Source organism: Bacteroides clarus YIT 12056 (assembly GCF_900129655.1).
GTDB classification, from domain to species: Bacteria; Bacteroidota; Bacteroidia; order Bacteroidales; family Bacteroidaceae; genus Bacteroides; species Bacteroides clarus.
Window position 1 is genome coordinate 569,456 of the sequence record NZ_FQWK01000002.1, and the last position, 20,060, is coordinate 589,515.

Annotated in this window: 18 protein-coding genes and 1 rRNA gene; 3 read left to right on the forward strand and 16 right to left on the reverse strand. The window is 43.6% G+C overall.

What is annotated here, in order from left to right:
- Positions 1-85: 85 nt before the first annotated feature.
- From guaB to tig, 5 genes are all read right to left on the reverse strand, one after another.
- Positions 86-1,561: an IMP dehydrogenase gene (gene guaB, locus BUB52_RS04540; protein WP_009122813.1), complete on the reverse strand. Its 1,476-nt coding sequence runs from the start codon at positions 1,559-1,561 to the stop codon at positions 86-88.
- Between the two features lie 106 nt (positions 1,562-1,667).
- Positions 1,668-3,851 (reverse strand): DNA helicase RecQ, encoded by a 2,184-nt coding sequence (gene recQ / locus BUB52_RS04545; RefSeq protein ID WP_009122814.1) that lies wholly within the window; start codon positions 3,849-3,851, stop codon positions 1,668-1,670.
- A gap of 174 nt (positions 3,852-4,025) precedes the next feature.
- Positions 4,026-5,270, reverse strand: coding sequence for an ATP-dependent Clp protease ATP-binding subunit ClpX (gene clpX / locus BUB52_RS04550; protein ID WP_009122815.1), 1,245 nt, complete (start codon positions 5,268-5,270; stop codon positions 4,026-4,028).
- Between the two features lie 2 nt (positions 5,271-5,272).
- On the reverse strand, positions 5,273-5,935 hold the full coding sequence (gene clpP, locus BUB52_RS04555; RefSeq protein WP_009122816.1) for an ATP-dependent Clp endopeptidase proteolytic subunit ClpP: 663 nt from the start codon (positions 5,933-5,935) through the stop codon (positions 5,273-5,275).
- Between the two features lie 133 nt (positions 5,936-6,068).
- Entirely contained in the window at positions 6,069-7,424 is a 1,356-nt protein-coding gene (gene tig, locus BUB52_RS04560) for a trigger factor (RefSeq protein ID WP_009122817.1), read from the reverse strand.
- A 652-nt stretch (positions 7,425-8,076) separates the two neighbouring features.
- Between tig and BUB52_RS04570 the strand changes: the two genes are divergently transcribed.
- Positions 8,077-8,325, forward strand: coding sequence for an RNA recognition motif domain-containing protein (locus BUB52_RS04570; RefSeq protein ID WP_009122820.1), 249 nt, complete (start codon positions 8,077-8,079; stop codon positions 8,323-8,325).
- A 92-nt stretch (positions 8,326-8,417) separates the two neighbouring features.
- Here BUB52_RS04570 and BUB52_RS04575 read toward each other — a convergent pair whose 3' ends face one another.
- The 5 genes from BUB52_RS04575 to lptB all read right to left on the reverse strand — a co-directional run bounded on the left by BUB52_RS04575 (position 8,418) and on the right by lptB (position 13,583).
- Positions 8,418-9,818, reverse strand: a complete 1,401-nt coding sequence (locus BUB52_RS04575; protein WP_039950985.1) for a hypothetical protein — start codon at positions 9,816-9,818, stop codon at positions 8,418-8,420.
- A 30-nt stretch (positions 9,819-9,848) separates the two neighbouring features.
- Entirely contained in the window at positions 9,849-10,223 is a 375-nt protein-coding gene (locus BUB52_RS04580) for a hypothetical protein (protein WP_009122822.1), read from the reverse strand.
- An 83-nt stretch (positions 10,224-10,306) separates the two neighbouring features.
- A complete protein-coding gene (locus tag BUB52_RS04585; protein WP_009122823.1) occupies positions 10,307-10,954 on the reverse strand; it encodes a response regulator transcription factor in 648 nt (215 codons plus the stop codon).
- Positions 10,955-11,035: 81 nt separating this feature from the next.
- Positions 11,036-12,817, reverse strand: a complete 1,782-nt coding sequence (locus BUB52_RS04590) for a tetratricopeptide repeat-containing sensor histidine kinase (protein ID WP_009122824.1) — start codon at positions 12,815-12,817, stop codon at positions 11,036-11,038.
- A gap of 7 nt (positions 12,818-12,824) precedes the next feature.
- Positions 12,825-13,583 (reverse strand): LPS export ABC transporter ATP-binding protein, encoded by a 759-nt coding sequence (gene lptB, locus BUB52_RS04595; RefSeq protein WP_004288278.1) that lies wholly within the window; start codon positions 13,581-13,583, stop codon positions 12,825-12,827.
- Between the two features lie 199 nt (positions 13,584-13,782).
- Here lptB and BUB52_RS04600 point away from each other — a divergent pair, with 199 nt between their 5' ends.
- Complete coding sequence (locus BUB52_RS04600) at positions 13,783-14,526, forward strand: MlaE family ABC transporter permease (protein WP_009122825.1); 744 nt, start codon at positions 13,783-13,785, stop codon at positions 14,524-14,526.
- Between the two features lie 32 nt (positions 14,527-14,558).
- On the forward strand, positions 14,559-15,329 hold the full coding sequence (locus tag BUB52_RS04605; RefSeq protein WP_009122826.1) for an ABC transporter ATP-binding protein: 771 nt from the start codon (positions 14,559-14,561) through the stop codon (positions 15,327-15,329).
- A 230-nt stretch (positions 15,330-15,559) separates the two neighbouring features.
- On the opposite strand, the gene der is transcribed toward BUB52_RS04605, so the two are convergent.
- The 6 genes from der to rrf all read right to left on the reverse strand — a co-directional run.
- Positions 15,560-16,873: a ribosome biogenesis GTPase Der gene (gene der, locus BUB52_RS04610; RefSeq protein WP_009122828.1), complete on the reverse strand. Its 1,314-nt coding sequence runs from the start codon at positions 16,871-16,873 to the stop codon at positions 15,560-15,562.
- 46 nt (positions 16,874-16,919) lie between these two features.
- The gene (gene era, locus BUB52_RS04615; protein WP_004288269.1) at positions 16,920-17,801 is read right to left on the reverse strand and encodes a GTPase Era; all 882 of its coding nucleotides are present in this window, start codon (positions 17,799-17,801) and stop codon (positions 16,920-16,922) included.
- A gap of 89 nt (positions 17,802-17,890) precedes the next feature.
- A complete protein-coding gene (locus BUB52_RS04620; RefSeq protein ID WP_009122829.1) occupies positions 17,891-18,895 on the reverse strand; it encodes a beta-ketoacyl-ACP synthase III in 1,005 nt (334 codons plus the stop codon).
- Between the two features lie 120 nt (positions 18,896-19,015).
- On the reverse strand, positions 19,016-19,201 hold the full coding sequence (rpmF, locus tag BUB52_RS04625) for a 50S ribosomal protein L32 (protein WP_002562387.1): 186 nt from the start codon (positions 19,199-19,201) through the stop codon (positions 19,016-19,018).
- Positions 19,202-19,213: 12 nt separating this feature from the next.
- Positions 19,214-19,795 (reverse strand): DUF177 domain-containing protein, encoded by a 582-nt coding sequence (locus tag BUB52_RS04630; protein WP_009122830.1) that lies wholly within the window; start codon positions 19,793-19,795, stop codon positions 19,214-19,216.
- 174 nt (positions 19,796-19,969) lie between these two features.
- Positions 19,970-20,060 (reverse strand): 5S ribosomal RNA (gene rrf, locus BUB52_RS04635); the annotation flags it as partial.

Below are 20,060 nucleotides of genomic sequence, written 5' to 3' on the forward strand. Positions count from 1 at the left end.
TCACAAAGATACAATTTCATAAACAAATAATGCCCGAAAAGTATAAATTACTCTCCGGGCATATATCTTCATGGATGAATATTCTTTATTCAGGACGGCTATAATTCGGAGCCTCGCTGGTAATCGCGACATCATGCGGATGGCTTTCCAACACACCGGCATTAGTAATGCGAGTGAATTTAGCATCATGCAGCTTTTCGATATTGGCAGCGCCGCAATATCCCATACCTGCACGCAAACCGCCGGTCAGCTGATAAATCACCTCATACAAAGTTCCCTTATAAGGAACACGGGCTGCGATACCTTCCGGTACGAGTTTCTTCACATCGTTCGTCCCGCTCTGGAAATAACGGTCTTTAGAACCATTTTCCATAGCTTCCAAAGAGCCCATACCCCGATAGGATTTAAATTTACGACCGTTGAAAATAATCGTATCGCCCGGAGATTCTTCCGTTCCGGCAACCAGTGAACCGATCATCACAGAGTAACCGCCGGCCGCCAAAGCCTTCACCACATCACCCGAATAGCGCAAACCGCCATCGGCAATCAGAGGAACACCTGTGCCCTTCAGTGCCTTTGCCACATCATAAACGGCAGACAACTGGGGAACACCCACACCTGCAACGACACGAGTGGTACAAATGGAGCCCGGACCTATACCTACTTTCACTCCGTCAGCACCGGCCTCAACCAATGCCTTGGCAGCTTCACCGGTAGCAATATTACCGACAACAATATCGATATGAGGAAAATGCGCCTTAGCTTCTTTCAATTTTTCAATAACCCCTTTGGAATGTCCATGAGCCGTATCGATTACGATAGCGTCCGCTCCGGCATCAACCAATGCCTGCATACGTTCCAAGGTATCGGCTGTCACACCTACACCCGCAGCTACGCGAAGGCGACCCTTGCTATCCTTGCAAGCCATCGGTTTATCTTTAGCCTTGGTGATGTCTTTATAAGTAATCAAGCCTACCAGTTTATTGTCTTTATCGACTACCGGCAGTTTTTCTATCTTATATTCCTGCAAAATTTGAGCGGCAGCTTCCAAGTCTGTCGTCTGATTGGTGGTAACGATATTCTTTTTCGTCATTACCTCATCGATACGCTTGCTACGGTCTTTCTCGAAACGAAGGTCGCGATTGGTAACAATTCCTACCAAATATCCTTCATCATCCACTACCGGAATACCACCGATTTTATACTCGGACATCAAATCCAGAGCATCCGCAACCGAAGAGCCTCTCTTGATAGTCACCGGATCATAAATCATACCGTTTTCGGCACGTTTTACGATAGCGACCTGACGAGCCTGCTCTTCAATAGACATATTCTTATGAATCACACCAATACCGCCTTCACGAGCAATGGCAATAGCCATTTTCGCTTCGGTAACAGTATCCATAGCGGCTGTTACAAACGGGATTTTTAACTCAATGTTGCGTGAAAACTTAGTCGAGAGTTCGACTGTTTTAGGAAGTACCTCAGAGTAAGCAGGGATTAACAAAACGTCGTCGTAAGTCAATCCGTCCATTACAATCTTATCAGCAATAAATGACATAGGGCTATGCGTTTAAAATTTATTGCGTGCAAATATACGGTTTTTATTCCATTTCGTATATTTACACGCAATATTTTTTTCTTTTTTTTAAATCACAGCCCGAAGGTCAATTCGCCATTTCGGAGATGAATTTAATACGTACCAAGCGCACCTCTTCTTCTGTGAAATCATCTCCCAGTTCATCCAAGGCGTCATCGATATCGTCCGTAGTAGATTCTTTAAAGTAATCGTATATATCCAACAGATGGTCTTCGTCCATGATATCTTCCAGGAAGTAGTCGATGTTCAGCTTCGTGCCGGAATAAACAATAGCTTCTATTTCATCCAGCAGCTCCTCAAACTCGATTCCTTTCGACATAGCGATATCATCCAACGCCACCTTACGGTCAATAGCCTGAATAATAGCCACCTTCATCTTGGATTTATTGGCTACGGTGCGTACACGCAAATCTTCAGGACGTTCTATTTCGTTTTCCTCGCAATGGCGTTTAATCAGTTTGCAAAACTCCTCGCCATAGCGTTTCGCCTTACCGGCTCCCACACCCGGAATATTCTGCAATTCATCCAAGGTTACCGGATAAATAGTAGCCATCGCTTCCAAAGAAGGGTCTTGGAATATAACATAAGGCGGCACTTCCAGCTTCTTGGAGAGCTTCTTACGCAAGTCTTTCAACATGGAGTAGAGTGCAGGGTCTACCGCACAAGCGCCTCCACCGCGTGCCGGCGCTTCTTCTTCCACTTCCTCGAAATCATTATCTTCCGTAATCTTAAAGGACTTAGGATGCTTCAAGAATTTCTTTCCTTCTTCTGTCACCTTCAACAAGCCATAGTTTTCTACTTCCTTAGTCAAATAACCGGCAATCAATGCCTGGCGGATAACAGCATTCCAAGTTTTGTCTTCTTCTCCCATACCGGAACCGAAAACTTCCAAGTCCTCGTGCAGATGCGCCTGCACTTCCGAAGTTTCTTTTCCTTGTATAATGTCTATAATATAGTCTGCTTTAAAATTTTCTTTTACCGCAAGAATAGCTTCTATCACGGTGCACAATAATTCTTGAGCTTCCACTTGTTTTTTCGGATTTAAACAGTTGTCACAATTTCCACAATTTTCTTCCGTATACTCCTCACCGAAATAGTGTAGCAACGTCTTTCGGCGGCAAACGGATGATTCGGCATACGCAGCGGTTTCCAGCAGAAGCTGCTTGCCAATTTCCTGCTCTGCAACAGGCTTGCCTTGCATAAACTTTTCCAGTTTCTGCAGGTCTTTATTCGTATAAAAAGTAATACACTGTCCTTCGCCTCCGTCTCTTCCGGCACGTCCGGTTTCCTGGTAATATCCCTCCAGACTTTTCGGAATATCATAATGAATCACATAACGCACATCAGGTTTGTCAATACCCATGCCGAAAGCAATAGTAGCCACAATCACATCGATTTTTTCCATAAGGAAATCGTCTTGGTTCTGTGTTCGTGTGGCCGAATCCATTCCGGCATGATAGGCACGGGCATTAATCCCGTTCGCCTGAAGTATTTCAGCAAGTTCCTCTACTTTCTTCCGGCTCAGGCAATAGATGATGCCCGACTTTTCCGGATTATTCTTGATGAACTTGATAATATCCTTATCTACGTTTGCAGTCTTGGGACGTACCTCATAATAAAGGTTCGGGCGATTGAACGATGACTTAAACACTTGCGCTTCCACCATACCCAGATTCTTTTGGATATCGTGCTGCACTTTCGGTGTAGCCGTCGCAGTCAACGCAATGAGCGGAGCTTTTCCGATTTCATTGATAATAGGACGAATACGGCGATATTCCGGCCGGAAGTCATGTCCCCATTCCGAAATACAGTGAGCCTCATCTACGGCATAGAAAGAAATCTTCACTGTTTTCAGGAACTCCACGTTTTCTTCTTTTGTCAAAGATTCCGGAGCTACATACAGCAGCTTTGTCCGTCCTGCAAGGATATCGGACTTCACTTGGTCTATCGCGCTCTTGTTCAGGGAAGAATTAATGAAATGGGCTATCCCGTCTTCCTCGCTGAAGTTACGCATCGCGTCGACCTGGTTCTTCATCAGGGCAATCAAGGGGGAAATCACAATAGCCGTGCCGTCCATCAACAAAGAAGGTAACTGATAGCACAAAGACTTTCCGCCACCGGTAGGCATCAACACGAAAGTATCGTTACCTGCCAGCAGATTCTGTATGATTGCTTCCTGATTTCCTTTAAAAGTGTCGAACCCAAAGTAGTTCTTCAGCTGGTCTGTCAAATTAATCTTCTTCCCTGCCATGATTCATTAGGTTGTTTATTGAGTTAAGCAATTAATAACGCCGCTACATGACGTTTCTTATTTTCAAGAACTCTAACAAAGTTATAAACAACTTCTTAAATTTCAAGCATAATCCGCCGAATATTTTTCAATAAAACACAAAAAAGTCAGCCTTATTTGTATTACCTTTTGATTTTAAGCACTTTGAAGTCTCGCTATATTCGCTTTTTCCAACTGGCGGCGGGCATAGTCCAAGGTTACGACAAAACTATCTTTGTGTTCGGAAGGGATTTCAAACATCACATCCATCATAATAGTTTCTACTATGGAACGTAAACCGCGGGCTCCCAACTTGTATTCAACAGCTTTGTCTACAATGTACTCAAACACCGCATCTTCAAAAGTCAGCTTTACACCGTCCATTTCAAACAGCTTGACGTATTGCTTGATAATGGAATTCTTCGGCTCCGTCAGAATGGAACGCAACGCCGTACGGTCCAAGGGATTCAAATAGGTTAATACCGGCAGACGACCGATGATTTCGGGAATCAGGCCGAACGACTTCAAATCCTGCGGAGCAATATACTGCATCATGTTATTCTTGTCAATGGACGCCGTATTACGCACCGCACCATAACCTACTACATTGGTATTGAGGCGTTGCGCTATTTTCTTCTCGATGCCGTCGAACGCGCCGCCGCAAATAAACAATATATTCTTGGTGTTCACCGGAATCATCTTCTGGTCGGGATGCTTGCGTCCGCCCTGAGGGGGAACGTTCACGACAGAACCTTCCAACAGCTTCAGCAATCCCTGCTGTACACCTTCGCCGCTTACATCACGGGTAATGGAAGGATTGTCGCTTTTACGGGCAATCTTGTCTATTTCATCTATGAACACGATACCTTGCTCCGCTTGCGCCACATTATAGTCCGCCACCTGTAACAGACGGGTAAGGATGCTTTCGATATCCTCGCCTACATAACCGGCTTCCGTCAGTACGGTTGCATCCACGATAGTGAAAGGCACATGCAGCAGTTTGGCAATGGTACGGGCAAGTAAAGTCTTACCGGTTCCGGTACTGCCCACCATGATGATATTGGACTTTTCAATCTCCACATCATCATCTCCCGCCTTCTGCAACAGACGCTTATAATGATTGTACACAGATACCGACAGGAAACGTTTCGCATCATCCTGTCCGATAACATACTGATCGAGAAAATTCTTAATCTCTACCGGTTTAGGAAGTTCTTTCAGATTCAGTTTCGTAGCGCCATCGCCTTTCTTGGCACCCAAAGCCTCTTGAGTAATCTCGTAGGCCTGGGTAGCGCAACTGTCACAGATGTAACCGTTCATTCCCGTTATGAGGAAGCCGACCTCATCTTCCGAACGCCCGCAGAAGCTGCATCTGTTTTTGTTTCGTTTAGAGTCTGCCATATTTATTTCTTCGTATAAACTTGGTCTATCATACCATACTCTTTAGCCTCTTGCGCCGTCATCCAATAGTCACGGTCGGAATCGGCCCATACCTTGTCGAAAGACGTATGCGAGTGGTCGGCTATGATAGTATAAAGTTCTTTCTTCAATTTTTGGATTTCACGCGCCGTGATTTCAATGTCCGAAGCTTGTCCTTGCGCACCGCCCATCGGCTGGTGAATCATCACACGCGAGTGCGTCAGCGCAGAACGCTTGCCTTCCGCTCCGGCAACCAGCAACACCGCCGCCATACTGGCCGCCATACCGGTACAGATGGTAGCCACATCGCTGCTGATAAACTGCATGGTATCATAAATGCCCAGTCCGGCATATACCGAACCGCCCGGAGAGTTGATATAGATAGAGATATCTTTACCCGGGTCTACGGAATCCAGGTACAACAACTGAGCCTGCAAGGTATTGGCTGTATAGTCGTCTATCTGCGTACCGAGGAAAATAATGCGGTCCATCATCAGGCGGGAGAACACGTCCAACTGGGTTACATTCAGCTGACGCTCTTCCAGAATATAGGGATTTAAATACCCGGCTTGTGACTTAATCACATCATCCAACACCAAGCTGCTCATTCCCAAATGCTTGGTAGCGTATTTTCTAAAATCATCCATTGTCTTTCTGTTTTTAATTTTTAATGTGAATGCAAAGAAACGAAAAAGAACACAGAGACACAAAAAAACACAGAGTTATAGTTTGTCAAACTCTGTGTTTCTTTATAAAAACCAGCGGTTTCCCGCCAAAGTATTATGCAAGCATTTTATTGAACTCTTCGGCTGAAATGTTCTTGTTTTCCAGCGTTACCTGAGTCTTCAGGGCCGAAGCCAGTTTCGTTTCAACGACACGGTTCACCAAGCCCTCGATGCTTTCTTTCTTCTTCAACATTTCTTTTGCATAGTTGTCGAGGATTTCTTCGGGCACGCTCAGCATACCGTACTGTGCAAACTGTGCACGGGTAGCTTCTTTTGCCATATTAAGGATGTCATCCTGTTCAACTTTAATATCGTTGGCTTTCACTAGCTGTTCTTTAATCAGATGCCAAGTCAGTTCTTCGATACTCTTGTCGTAATTGTCTTCTACGAACTTTTCGTCTTTGTCCTGGTTATTCAGACGCATGATACGTTTCAGCAACGCATCCGGGAATTCCAGTTTACCGACTTTTTCCATCAACATTTTACGAACATCCAACAAGAACTTATAATCGCTGTCAGCAGCAAACTGGTTAGCAATAACTTCTTTTACCTTGGCACGGAATTCTTCTTCGGTCTTGACAACACCTTCGCCAAATACCTGGTCGAAAATCTCCTGGTTCAGCTCACCTGCCACGAAGCGAGTAATTTCTTCTACCTGGAAACTGAAATCGGATTTCATTTCGGCGACAGCTTCTTTGTCAATCTTCAACAGAGAAGAAAGTTCGGCTGCATTACCGTCCCATGCGGCATAAGGATTGAACACGAGTACGTCGTTCACCTTTGCGTTGGCAAAGATAGCTTTCTGGTCGTCGTTCTTCATATAAGCCGGCATCATCACGGCACCTTCCACCTGAATACCGCCTTCTTTGGTATTGCCTTCTGCGTCCAGTTCGGCAAGCAAACCTTTCAACATATCGTTATCGGCATAAGCGTCCATCTTTTCGTATTTACCATTACGCTGCGTATAAGCCTTTACCTGGTTGTCAACCATTTCTTCGGTTACATCAATCGTATAGTAATCCACTTTATCGGCGGCAGCAACCTCAGCTTTGAATTCCGGAGACAAAGCTATGTCGAACAGGAATTCAAATTCTTCCATTGTGTCGAAGTCGATAGCTTTCTGCTTGTCTTCATTAGGCAGAGGCTCGCCCAACATATTCACCTTATTATCTTGAATATACTTATATACGGAATCAGAAAGAAGCTTATTAACCTCTTCAGCCAATACCGACTTACCATACATCTTCTTCACCAGGCTCATCGGAACCATACCTTTACGGAAACCGGGGATTTGAGCTTTCTGACGGAAGTTCTTCAATGATTTGTCTACCTTTTCCTGATAGTCTGCTTTCTCAAGCTTTACAGTAAGCAATGCGCTTACTTTGTCAATGTTTTGCAATGAAACGTTCATTCTGACAATTATTTATTTGATTTATACTTTATTTCGTTCTCCAATTTGAGCGTGCAAAATTAGTGTTAATCTTTCAATTATCAAAAAACACAGGCAATTATTTCCTCTGTCGCCCCTCACCAAAAACTTTTCCATCCCGGTTCTTATGTAAGATACCACCGGCAGGTATTCCCGATACCACCGCTTGGTAGCGAGAATACCTCCCTGTGGTACCTTGCGTACCATGGCTTGGTAGTTGCCGTACCTTAGTAAGGTACGACGTGTACCAAACGAAGGAATTGTTTGGTACACGTACCATTCTATAAATCAAAGGCTATTGCAAAAGGAAAGATACCTCTGTATAAACAAGATATATTACCCGTCGGCAGATATAACCGGCCGGGTAAGCTCAAAAAAACGTATAAATCAAAGAGTTATTCCCTGCCGTGAAACAAGAAAAAAAAAATAATTGAGAAAAAGTATTGTATATCCGAAATTAATGTGTTCCTTTGTCGCGGAATGATGGCACATTAGTTTCTCGATTTCCATTACATGGTTTTTACTTCCGTTGAAAAAACGTATTTGTAAACTCTCTGTCGTTGTGATCCTTTTATTATTCAGCCGTCTTTCTAAAAGAGAGTTTTATTTATTTTTATTTATTTACATTTTCATTATGAACATTTATGTTGGAAACCTTAACTACCGTGTTAAGGAAGATGACCTGCAGAAGGTTATGGAAGATTACGGTACAGTATCTTCTGTTAAATTTATCATGGACCGCGCAACCGGACGTTTCAGAGGCATTGCATTCGTAGAAATGGAAGACAGTGCAGCTGCTGCCAAAGCCATTGCCGAACTGGACGGCGCTGAATTCTTCGGCCGCCAGATGGTAGTAAAAGAAGCAAGACCTCCGAAATACTAATCATATAGATTAAAGGAGAAAAGACAAGAGGATATGTCAACATTCAATTTAACATATCCTCTTTTTATTTATTAGAGAAGAGAGAGAGTTTATCAATAACCGGGATTCTGGATTATCTCCGGATTTTCATCCAATACTTTTTGAGGGATGGGAAGATAATGATGTTTATCTTGAGCACCCGTTACAGGCAGAGCAATCTTCAATATTCTATAATAAGGATACAGCTGCCCGCCATTGCCTTGCAGAAGCGCCCTGGCCAATGACGCCAGACTTTCATCCGTAGTATCATACTCCTTGCCTTCGAAAAACCCTTTTGTCAGACGATCGATATATGCCATACCTTCCGTGCGGTTACCAAGCCTGCTGTTAGCTATGGCAGCAAGCAAATAAACTTCGCGAAGTAGCGGCAGAGGCATTCGAACTTCATTACCATCTTCCGATATATATTCGTATCCGCTCCATAAAGCTTCTTTTTCCGTGGGAGACCAAAGAGAAGTTAACTGATACGAGCCGTTCTCTATTCTTTTGCAATACTCCGAAGCATCATTCCAATCTCCTTTATCCGCATATATTTTTGCCAACAAAAGACTCATGGCATGCTTGGCTTGGGAAGGATACGCGTCTATCGACTTCTTTAAATCCTCAATCAACTGTTCCGGAGGAATCTGCGTCCCGCCATTAAGCAATTTTCCATAATATCCGTAGAGATGACAACGGATTATCGCCATATCTACGTTGATATCAATAAGTAAATCCGCCGCGTCCTTCGTCATTGAATCCAGCCTCTTCCTATATTCCACGCCTTTCTCCAGCGTTGCGTAAGCCAGCTTCCAAAAGGAATCGGAATAAAACTTCAGGGTTTCATCCGAAGTAAAAGCCTCCGGGTCAGAACCGGTAATCAAGATGCGTTCCAATGAAAGAATTCCTTCAAAATACTCCTTGGTTACCGCGTCCCACTCTTCTTCAATCTCCGCCAGGTCTGTTTCGGGCGTTACCGGAGTATCCGGCAGTTCCGCCAAGACTTCCGGAACGATGAATATATAACTATTACCCGCCGCAATGGAATTACCTTCTATAATCACTCCATTTACATATACACTGCCATCAGCGGAACGAGTGACACGAAGGCTGTCTCCATTGATGCATTCCAATCCTTTGACATTCGTAAGTTCCTTATAACTGCCTTTAGCTATGTGACGCTGGATAGACGCAGAATCCAAAACCGCTCCCGAAGCACGCGTCGAAGCGGTAGCGTTGCGTACCGCAAAGACCGTTAATTTATCTTCCTCAAGATTGGCTACATCGACCTTTTTCAGAATTTCCACAAAATCACTGACTTCCTTGTGGTCTTTTTCCAATACTTCCACAATCTTGTTCACCGCTTCCACTCCTTTGGAGGATGGAGGAGCCGGAGTAGGCTCATCATCTTCGCTACACGCAGTAAGTGCGCACAGAAAAGCCAAACTCATTACATAATAATAAAATCGTTTCATAATATTCTCATTTTAGTAATCGTATACAGATTATTGTTTTACCGCCTGTTGAAATTTGGCTGTGGCATCTTCATACCGTTTCAACTCACTATCGCTAAGCGACTGTATCCAACCCGACAAAGACGTACCGGCATCTTTACAAGCTTTATCGATAGCCTTACTGGTCTCGGCCATAATGGCGAATGCCTTTTCAGGGTCAGTACAGTCTTTAACTTTATCCGTGGCATCTTCAATCAGTCCGAGGATTTTATCTGACAGTTCATTTTGCGAAGCTACACTCTCTCCGGCAGCCTGTTCACCGGATTGCTCTGTTGCCTGCTCCGCTTTGGCGCTTTTACCGGAACAAGCACTTTGTGTCATTAAAGACAGACACAATACTACTAACGTAAAAACAACTTTTTTCATGGTATTAATGATTTTAAGTACAGTCCTATACTTCAGTTTATCAAAACTACCTACAAACGGCAGGACTTATTCCGGCTGTAGCGTTAAAGTGGAATCGTCAGATAACCTTTCGTCAGTGCCTTTATCACCAAATCGGTCGCATTACGCGCAGCAAATTTCAGCATCAGATTTTTCCGATGCCATTCAACCGTATTTTCCGAAATAAACAGATGTCGGGATATTTCATGGGTACTCATGCCCTGGGCTATTGCTTTCAGTACATCCAACTCACGCGAAGTAGGCAACATATCCGGCAACTCGGTTTCATCGTCCGGCCGGTTTTTCTCTTTATATAACTGCTGATAACGCTGACAATAATAGTTTTCATCCACCATAACGGCACACACCGCTTCACGTAACGCCTCGGTTCCCGAAGATTTGAAAACAACGGCATTGATATCCGGATGCCTCAGTTTATTCACAATCCATATCTCCTCATGCATGGTACAAACAATTACTTTAGCCTGAGGATTATTCTCTTTTATGCTGTGCATCAACTCAAAACCGTCAATATCCGGTAATTCAAGGTCTGTAATGTATATATGGAATATTCGTGATTTGATTAAGCTCAGTAATTCAGTGCCGTTCGTCACCGTACAAACACTGTTTACGCCGGCAATATCTCTCAATAGAGTTTTCAGCCCTTCCAACACTAAAGAATGATCATCTATAAGAACTATGTCGAACTTCATTTGTCGTCTATTTTATATTATCTTTGACAAAATTAAACATACACGCCGACATATACCCTACGGGAAACCGTAGTTTTTATATTAAAAGACAGGAATGAGCACGATTATCGTAGTGCCCGACATTGTTGAATCTATTGTGAAAGTACCTTTTAAAGCTGCTACGCGCTCTTTCATGGTCTGTATTCCTATACCCGGTTTGTGTGTCGCACTCCCTTTTCCATTATCAACGATTCTGATTTCCAGATTGGGCAGTTTCCATTCCATTACGACAGAAATACGGGTGGCACAGGCATGCTTCAGCGCATTGCTTACCGCCTCCTGAATAATTCGATAGATATTTAACGACATTGTATCCGGCAGAACCGCCCATTCCACATCTTCCGGGAGAGTTTTAAAAGAAATCGGACATTCCTGCGTGGAAAGGCTCTCCAGATAATCGGATATAATCTCATTGATGGTAGCTTCCTGAAAAACAGGTGGAAGCAATTCATGAGAAACAAGACGGATATTCTCTCTGATTTTCCGCAGATTTGCAATCCAGTCTCTCGTCTGCACGCCCTGTTGCGAGTCTACACTTACTTCCATAGAGAACAGGTCGTTACACACGCCATCATGCAGTTCTTTAGCCAAACGTGCATGTTCATACTCCAACTTGTCCAGGTAGTTACGAGTCAGTTTCTGCTCCGTGACGCGTTGCAACTGTTCAAATTCATGCCGCTGAGTTTCCATTTCCCGCTTCTGACGTTCCGCACGCAACCTCTGCCGCTGTACGAAATAAGCGAAAAACAACCCCGATATCACCAATATAACTCCCGAACCGCCTAAAGCAACGTACAGACGCTGGCGAGCCCACCGTTTTTCCTCGTTCAGTTTCTGTATTTCAAGCTCTTTCTCCTTACTTTCATATTTTACAGAAAGCTCCTCCAGTTGTTTTGCCTTTTCTTTTTGAAACAGGGAGTCGTTTAATTGCTGCGCTTGGCTTAAAGCCGCATAAGCATGTTCATAATCATGTACACTCTTATATGCCAGGTGCAGATTATTATAAATATCATATAAAAGAAAAGGATAGCTTGTGATTCCATCCAAACTTAATAATTTATCAGCGGTAGCAATAGCCGCCTGATAATCCTTATTATCTTGCCGGATCACAAACAAAATCTGGTAATAATTTATCAAAGCCATCACTGAATTTACCCGGGGAAGAATAGAATCCGCTTTTCCGGCATATCGGTTTATCTCACTTTGCGAACTATCGGTTTTCTGCAGAACCAACATATAATAAGTAAGAGCGCCCAATTCCTTATCAAACTGCCCTTCTTCGTGCGACAACTCAATCGCCTTCGCCAAATACTCTTTAGCCTGGCCATAAAGTTTTCTGATAATAAAAACAGAAGAGGCGACGGTATAAATCTGTGCGCGAAAAGTTTTATCAGTACATTTATCTGCCAATGAAACTGCAAGCAACGCATACTCCTCGGACTTATCAAGCGACTTCATATCCATGTGCAGAGTAGAAAGATTGTTATACAGCACCACAGCACTCTGTCTGTCATCTTCCGATGTCGTGTCCAGTCTGCCTACATACTCCAAAGCCGTATCATAAGATTTCACCGCATCCGGCAACATACCGGAAGAACGCAGGTATACCCCCTGCGAAGTATAAAATGAAACAATAGCGCCTGGATTTTTTTCCTGCCGAACCAACGGAGCCGCTTGCCGGCAAACGATTAATGCGGAATCCACCTTACCGAGTGAATAAAGCGAGTCCGTAATCTCAAGGACACGCCTGATTTCCGCGGTATTCTGTCCTATAACCGAAACAAATAGAAATACCACCCCTACAAACAACAGCACTCTTTTCACTTGTCATCTACACCATAAAGTCCTTGCGGCGAAGCACGAAACTATTACTCAAATATTTTTCACGTACAATCTTATTCTCAGCAAGCTCTTCCGGCGTACCTTGAAACAAGATTTTTCCTTCAAAAAGCAGATAAGCGCGATCGGTGATACTCAAGGTTTCCTGTACATTGTGGTCGGTAATCAGAATACCGATATTCCGGTCTTTCAGTTTCCATACAATCTGTTGGATATCCTCTACCGCAATGGGGTCTACTCCCGCAAACGGTTCATCCAGCATAATGAATTTCGGGTCGATGGCCAAGCAACGGGCAATCTCCGTACGACGGCGCTCTCCACCGGACAACTGGTTACCTTTATTCTTACGGACCTTCTGCAAACGAAACTCCGCAATCAGGCTCTCCAGCTTATCTTTCTGGTAATCCAAAGGTTTGTCCGTCATTTCCAATACGGCGGCGATATTATCCTCCACACTCATCTGACGGAACACGGATGCTTCCTGCGCCAAATAACCGATACCTGTCTGCGCGCGCTTGTACACAGGATATTTCGTAATATCCAAATCATCCAAAAAGATACGTCCTTCATTAGGAGTTATCAATCCTACGGTCATATAGAATGAAGTAGTCTTACCGGCGCCGTTCGGCCCCAGCAGTCCAACGATTTCTCCCTGCTTTACGTTGATAGAAACATGGCTCACTACTGTACGCTTACCGTACTTTTTCACCAAATCCTCTGTCCGGAGTACCATTTTGCTTTCTTCTTCCATAACGCTATATCACCACAGATTATACATATACAGATTAATATCGGTCGGCAAGACCGTTATTTCCCCGCAGATTACGACAACCCTATCGTGTTTTATGTAAAAATACTGTGCCATTCGGCGTAATCTGTGGTGAAACTGGCGCAAATGTAGCAAAAATAAGCTGAAATAGTGTACATTTGCAGACAAATACTTACGAGTCATGATTAAAGCACTTAGAACAGTCGGAAGATATATTATGCTAATGGGACGTGTTTTCGCCCGTCCTGAACGTATGCGTATGTTCTTCCGTCAGTATATCAATGAAATAGAGCAGCTTGGCGTAAACTCTATCGGCATCGTATTGCTAATATCGTTTTTCATCGGAGCCGTTATTACCATACAAATCAAACTGAACATAGAAAGCCCTTTTATGCCGCGTTGGACAGTGGGATACGTTACCCGCGAAATCATGTTGCTGGAGTTCTCATCTTCCATTATGTGTCTGATATTGGCGGGTAAGGTGGGTTCGAATATTGCTTCCGAACTTGGAACGATGCGGGTTACCCAGCAAATAGACGCTCTTGAGATTATGGGTGTCAACTCTGCCAACTATCTGATATTACCTAAAATAGCCGCAATGGTATCAACCATTCCCCTTATGGTGACGTTCAGTATATTCGCCGGAATCATAGGCGCGTTTTGCACATGCTGGTTTGGCGGTATCATGTCGGCTGTAGATTTGGAATACGGTTTGCAATATATGTTCGTAGAATGGTTTATTTGGTGCGGTATCATCAAGTCGCTGTTTTTTGCCTTTATCATTGCCAGCGTATCGGCGTTCTTCGGCTATACGGTCGAAGGCGGTTCCATCGAGGTAGGTAAGGCATCTACGGATTCGGTTGTATGCAGCAGTGTGCTGATTCTGTTTGCCGACCTCATATTGACACAGTTGCTAATGGGCTAATAAGTTGATTCTAAATTCAAAACCAAGTAAGAATGATTGAGCTGAAAGGACTTTGCAAGTCATTTGAAGAGAAAGAGGTACTGACGGATATCAATGCCACATTCGAAAACGGAAAGACCAATCTTATCATCGGACAGAGCGGTTCGGGAAAAACCGTGCTGATGAAATGTATCGTCGGCCTGTTGACACCCGAAAAGGGAGAATTGCTATACGACCACCGCAATTTCCTCACAATGGGAAAGAAAGAGAAAAAGGCCCTGCGTCGGGAAATGGGGATGATATTCCAAAGCGCCGCCTTGTTCGACTCGATGACGGTGCTGGATAATGTAATGTTTCCTCTTAATATGTTCAGTTCGGATACATTGCGCGACCGTACACGTCGTGCCATGTTTTGTCTGGAACGCGTGAACCTTATCGAAGCGAAAGATAAATTTCCCGGTGAAATCAGTGGCGGTATGCAGAAGCGTGTGGCCATTGCACGTGCCATTGCCTTGAATCCGCAATATCTGTTCTGCGACGAACCGAACTCCGGTTTGGACCCTAAAACTTCTCTCGTTATCGACGAGTTGATACAGGACATCACTCGTGAATACAACATGACCACGCTCATCAATACCCACGACATGAACTCCGTAATGGGTATCGGAGAGAAAATCATCTATATCTACGAAGGGCATAAAGAGTGGGAAGGCAGTAAAGACGATATCTTTACCTCTACCAACGAACGCCTGAATAACTTCATTTTCGCTTCCGACCTCTTCCGCAAAGTAAAAGAAGTGGAGATACAAAATATCGAAGGTTAAGTCTGTACAACATTCTCCATAAAAAAGTGTCCGGAACAGTATTCCCGGACACTTATCTTCATAAAACCAGTTAATAGAATTGATATATATCGTCCCGATATATTTGATTGCAGCACAAGTATGACGGCAATCTCGATTATTACGATTACAAATGTAAATAAAACAATCTGATAAAAAAAGACCGGCCCTGCCGAGCCAGTCTTTTAACTATTTTAGCCTATACAAGCTATTTATTTCTGTCGTATATATATATTAATCGGTGTCCCCGTCAGATTCCATTTCTCACGCATCTTATTCTCAAGGAAACGTCTGTACGGTTCTTTCACATATTGCGGAAGATTGGCAAAATAAACGAAAGAAGGAATCTGCGTATTCGGTAATTGCGTGATGTACTTTATTTTAATGTACTTACCTTTGATGGCGGGAGGCGGATAAGCCTCGATAAGCGGCAGCATTTCTTCATTCAAGCGAGCGGTCGGTATGCGTATCATACGGTTTTCATACACTGTACGCGCCTCTTCCAAAACTTTCAGAATACGTTGTTTCGTCAATGCCGAAGCAAAGATTATCGGAAAATCCACAAAAGGAGCAAAACGGCTGCGGATAGCATTCTCAAAAGTTTTCATCACTTTTACCGTCTTATCTTCCACCAAATCCCACTTGTTGACAACCACCACCAATCCTTTGGAGTTTTTCTGGATAAGCGAGAATATATTCAGGTCTTGGCTCTCGATGCCACGCGTAGCATCCAGCATCAGGATACAAACATCCGAATTTTCGATAGAACGGATAGAACGGATGACCGAGTAGTATTCCAAATCTTCACTCACTTTATTCTTCTTGCGAATACCGGCCGTATCCACCAAATAAAAGTCAAAGCCGAACTTATTGTAGCGGGTATAGATTGAGTCACGTGTCGTTCCGGCTATTTCCGTTACGATATTGCGGTCTTCACCGATAAAAGCATTAACGATAGACGACTTTCCGGCATTCGGACGTCCTACGACCGCAAAACGGGGAATATCCTCGTCCAGAATTTCATCGGACTCTTTCTTGAAATTCCCAACGATAAGGTCCATCAAGTCTCCCGTGCCGCTACCGGTCACGGCAGAAATACAATACGGATCTCCCAAACCCAGGCTATAAAATTCGGGAGCATTATATTGCAACTCGTTATTATCGGTCTTGTTCGCAACCAGCAAAACAGGTTTCTTCGCGCGGCGCAAAATAGAAGCTACCTGTAAATCCAGGTCTGTCACTCCGTTCATCACATCCACCACAAACAGAATCACATCCGCTTCGTCTACAGCCATCAATACCTGTTTGCGTATCTCCTCTTCAAAAATATCATCCGAGTTCACTACCCAACCACCGGTATCTACAACCGAGAATTCACGTCCCAGCCATTCGGATTTACCATACTGGCGGTCGCGTGTCGTTCCTGCCTCTTCGTTCACAATGGCCTGCCGTGTTTTAGTCAGGCGATTAAATAATGTAGACTTTCCCACATTGGGGCGTCCTACGATTGCAACTAAATTTCCCATAGGTTACACTCTTTGTTTTTTTGCGACTATCACAGTCGTATGAATATTAGTCCAGCTGATACCCAAAATTACGCAGCTCTTTGTCCGAACTACGCCAATCCTTATCAACCTTCACAAATGTCTCCAGGAATATTGTTTTCCCGAAAAACCTCTCCAAATCGCGGCGAGCTTCGGTAGCCACTTTTTTCAAAGCCTTCCCTTGCTTACCGATGATGATACCTTTCTGCGAATCACGTTCAACGTATATCACAGCATTGATATGTATCTTCTTTTCTTCTTCCTTAAACTGCTCTACAACGACCTCTACCGAATAGGGTATCTCCTTGTCATAGTACAACAATATCTTTTCGCGGATAATTTCGTTTACAAAGAAACGGGCCGGTTTGTCCGTCCACTGGTCCTTATCAAAATAAGGAGGAGAATCCGGCAATAATTCTTTTATCCGCTTCATCACGTAATCCACATTAAACTTGGTAGCGGCTGAAATAGGAATAATCTCCGCATTCGGCAACAGCTCCTTCCACGCTTCCACCAACTCCACCAGCTTCTCCTGATTACTCAGGTCAATCTTGTTGACGAGCAGCAGTACCGGCACTTCCATGTGGCTCACTTTCTCCACAAAATCATTATGCTTGTCAGGTGTCTCAACCACATCCGTCACATACAGCAACACATCTGCATCCGTCAGTGCCGAAGTGGAGAAGTTCAGCATAGACTCCTGCAATTTATAAGTAGGTTTCAGTACGCCCGGCGTATCCGAAAACACAATCTGCATATCATCCGTATTATATATGCCCATAATCCGGTGACGAGTGGTCTGCGCCTTGAAGGTAGCAATTGAAATACGCTCACCCACCAGTGCATTCATCAATGTAGACTTACCTACATTAGGATTTCCCACGATGTTGACAAAACCTGCTTTATGCATAATCTTCACGTATTTGGATTAAGACAAAAAAACGCATCGAATCGAAATAGGATGCGTCTTTTTATCATATTTTGTTAATAACGGTTACATTACTGTTTCTTTCCGTCATAGCCCCATTTCACGTAAACGGCTCCCCAGGTAAATCCTGCGCCGAATGCCGTAAAGATAAGGTTATCGCCTTTCTTCAGTTTTTCTTCAAAGTCCCATATACAGAGCGGAAGCGTACCGGCGCTCGTATTACCGTAGCGGTCGATATTTATCAGCACTTTTTCATGAGGAACTTCCAAGCGATGCGCCACAGCATCAATAATACGCAGATTGGCCTGATGAGGAATCACCCAGTCAATGGTATCTTTTGTCAGATTATTCTTTTCCGCAATTGCGGCACTGATATCCGACATATTGGATACTGCATATTTAAATACCGTACGACCTTCCTGATAAAGATAATGCATATGATTGTCTATCGTGAAGTAAGAAGGGGGGCAAACAGAACCACCGGCTTTCAGATGCAAGAAAGGCAACCCCTTTCCGTCTGTTCTCAACATGGCATCCATAACACCCAGTTCTTCTGTTGTCGGCTCCATCATAAAGGCCGCTGCGCCATCACCGAAAATCGGACAAGTGGCACGGTCTGTATAGTTCACAATCGAGGACATCTTATCTGCACCTACGATAATAACTTTCTTGTATCTACCGGAACGAATAAAGTTCGCAGCAGTTTCCATCATATAAAGGAAACCGCAACAAGCGGCCGACATATCGAATGCAAAAGCATTCTTCAATCCGAGCTTGTCACATAAGATAGATGCAATAGAAGGGAATTGATAGTCCGGAGTAGAAGTAGCGACAATTACCAGGTCAACATCATCCGGATTGGAACCGGTGCGCTGCATCAACTGCTTCGCGGCTTTGCGCGCCATATATGATGTACCCAATCCTTCTTCGTTCAGAATGTGTCTTTCCTTAACTCCGATACGGGTCATAATCCATTCGTCATTGGTATCCACCATCTTTGATATCTCGTCGTTCGTCAAGATATAATCGGGTACATAACCGCCAACTCCTGTAATTACTGCATTTATTTTTTCCATTAATCTTATTTACTTATAAAGACACTTAAACAACGGCAGTCTAAAAAGGTTTGCTCTTTGAATGTTACAAATCTTTTTAGACGCCCGATATTCAAGTATAAGTTTAGTCAAACTGCTAAATTAAACCGCAGCTTCTTTCTCTATTGCCAGCTTACCACGATAGTAGCCACATGCACCACACACTGTGTGATATACATGCCATTCACCGCAATTCGGGCAAATAGCCAATGTAGGAGCTACTGCTTTATCATGAGTTCTTCTCTTTGCAGTTCTTGTTTTTGACTGTCTTCTCTTAGGATGTGCCATTTTCTTTAATCTTTAATTGTTATCTAATATTTTCTTTAATTCGTCCCAACGCGGGTCTACCGCAGTTTCCGTATCATCGTTAACAAGCTCGTTACTTTCTTCCGGTACAAAACTATCTTCATCCATTTCATCATCCGGAGTAGTACGCAAATGCTTGCTTAATTTACTGCTCATCGCTTTATTACACTTGCCCGGAGCATGTACATGCTTCATCGGGATAGCCAAAGCTATAAACTCATACATGAACCACGCCACGTTGATTTCCCCTTCTTCTTCGGGGATGACAATAAGGTTATCACCTTCCTCGGCATATTCATGTCCGAACTTCACCAGCAACTTATCTGTAGAGCTTACCGGCTGCTCCATATCATCCAAACAACGGTCGCATGGAACCCATACCATTCCGTCCGTCTGAAAGTTCAATTCGAAAGCACGAGATGTTTTCTTTACAACCAAAACAACATTGACTTTACCCTTCTGTACTTCCGGGCCGTCAATATTAGCGAAGAACAGGTTATCCAATACAAATTCATATTTGCATGAATCTGCCTGCATACCTTTCAAATCTATTTTGTATTTATCAAACTTTCCCAAAGCTTCTTTTATTTATTCGGGCGACAAAGATACAAATAATTATCCTCATTATGTAGTATTTAGGGTAAAATATTCACTTTTTTATATTCATTTCACCCGATTCCGATCGGTAATATCCTTCTGAAAACAATAAAGCCCCCGTATCCTTCTATCGATACGGGGGCTTCTCTAAAAAAACGGCGACTACCTACTCTCCCACTGTTACGCAGTACCATCGGCGTGACTGAGCTTAACTTCTCTGTTCGGAATGGGAAGAGGTGGAACC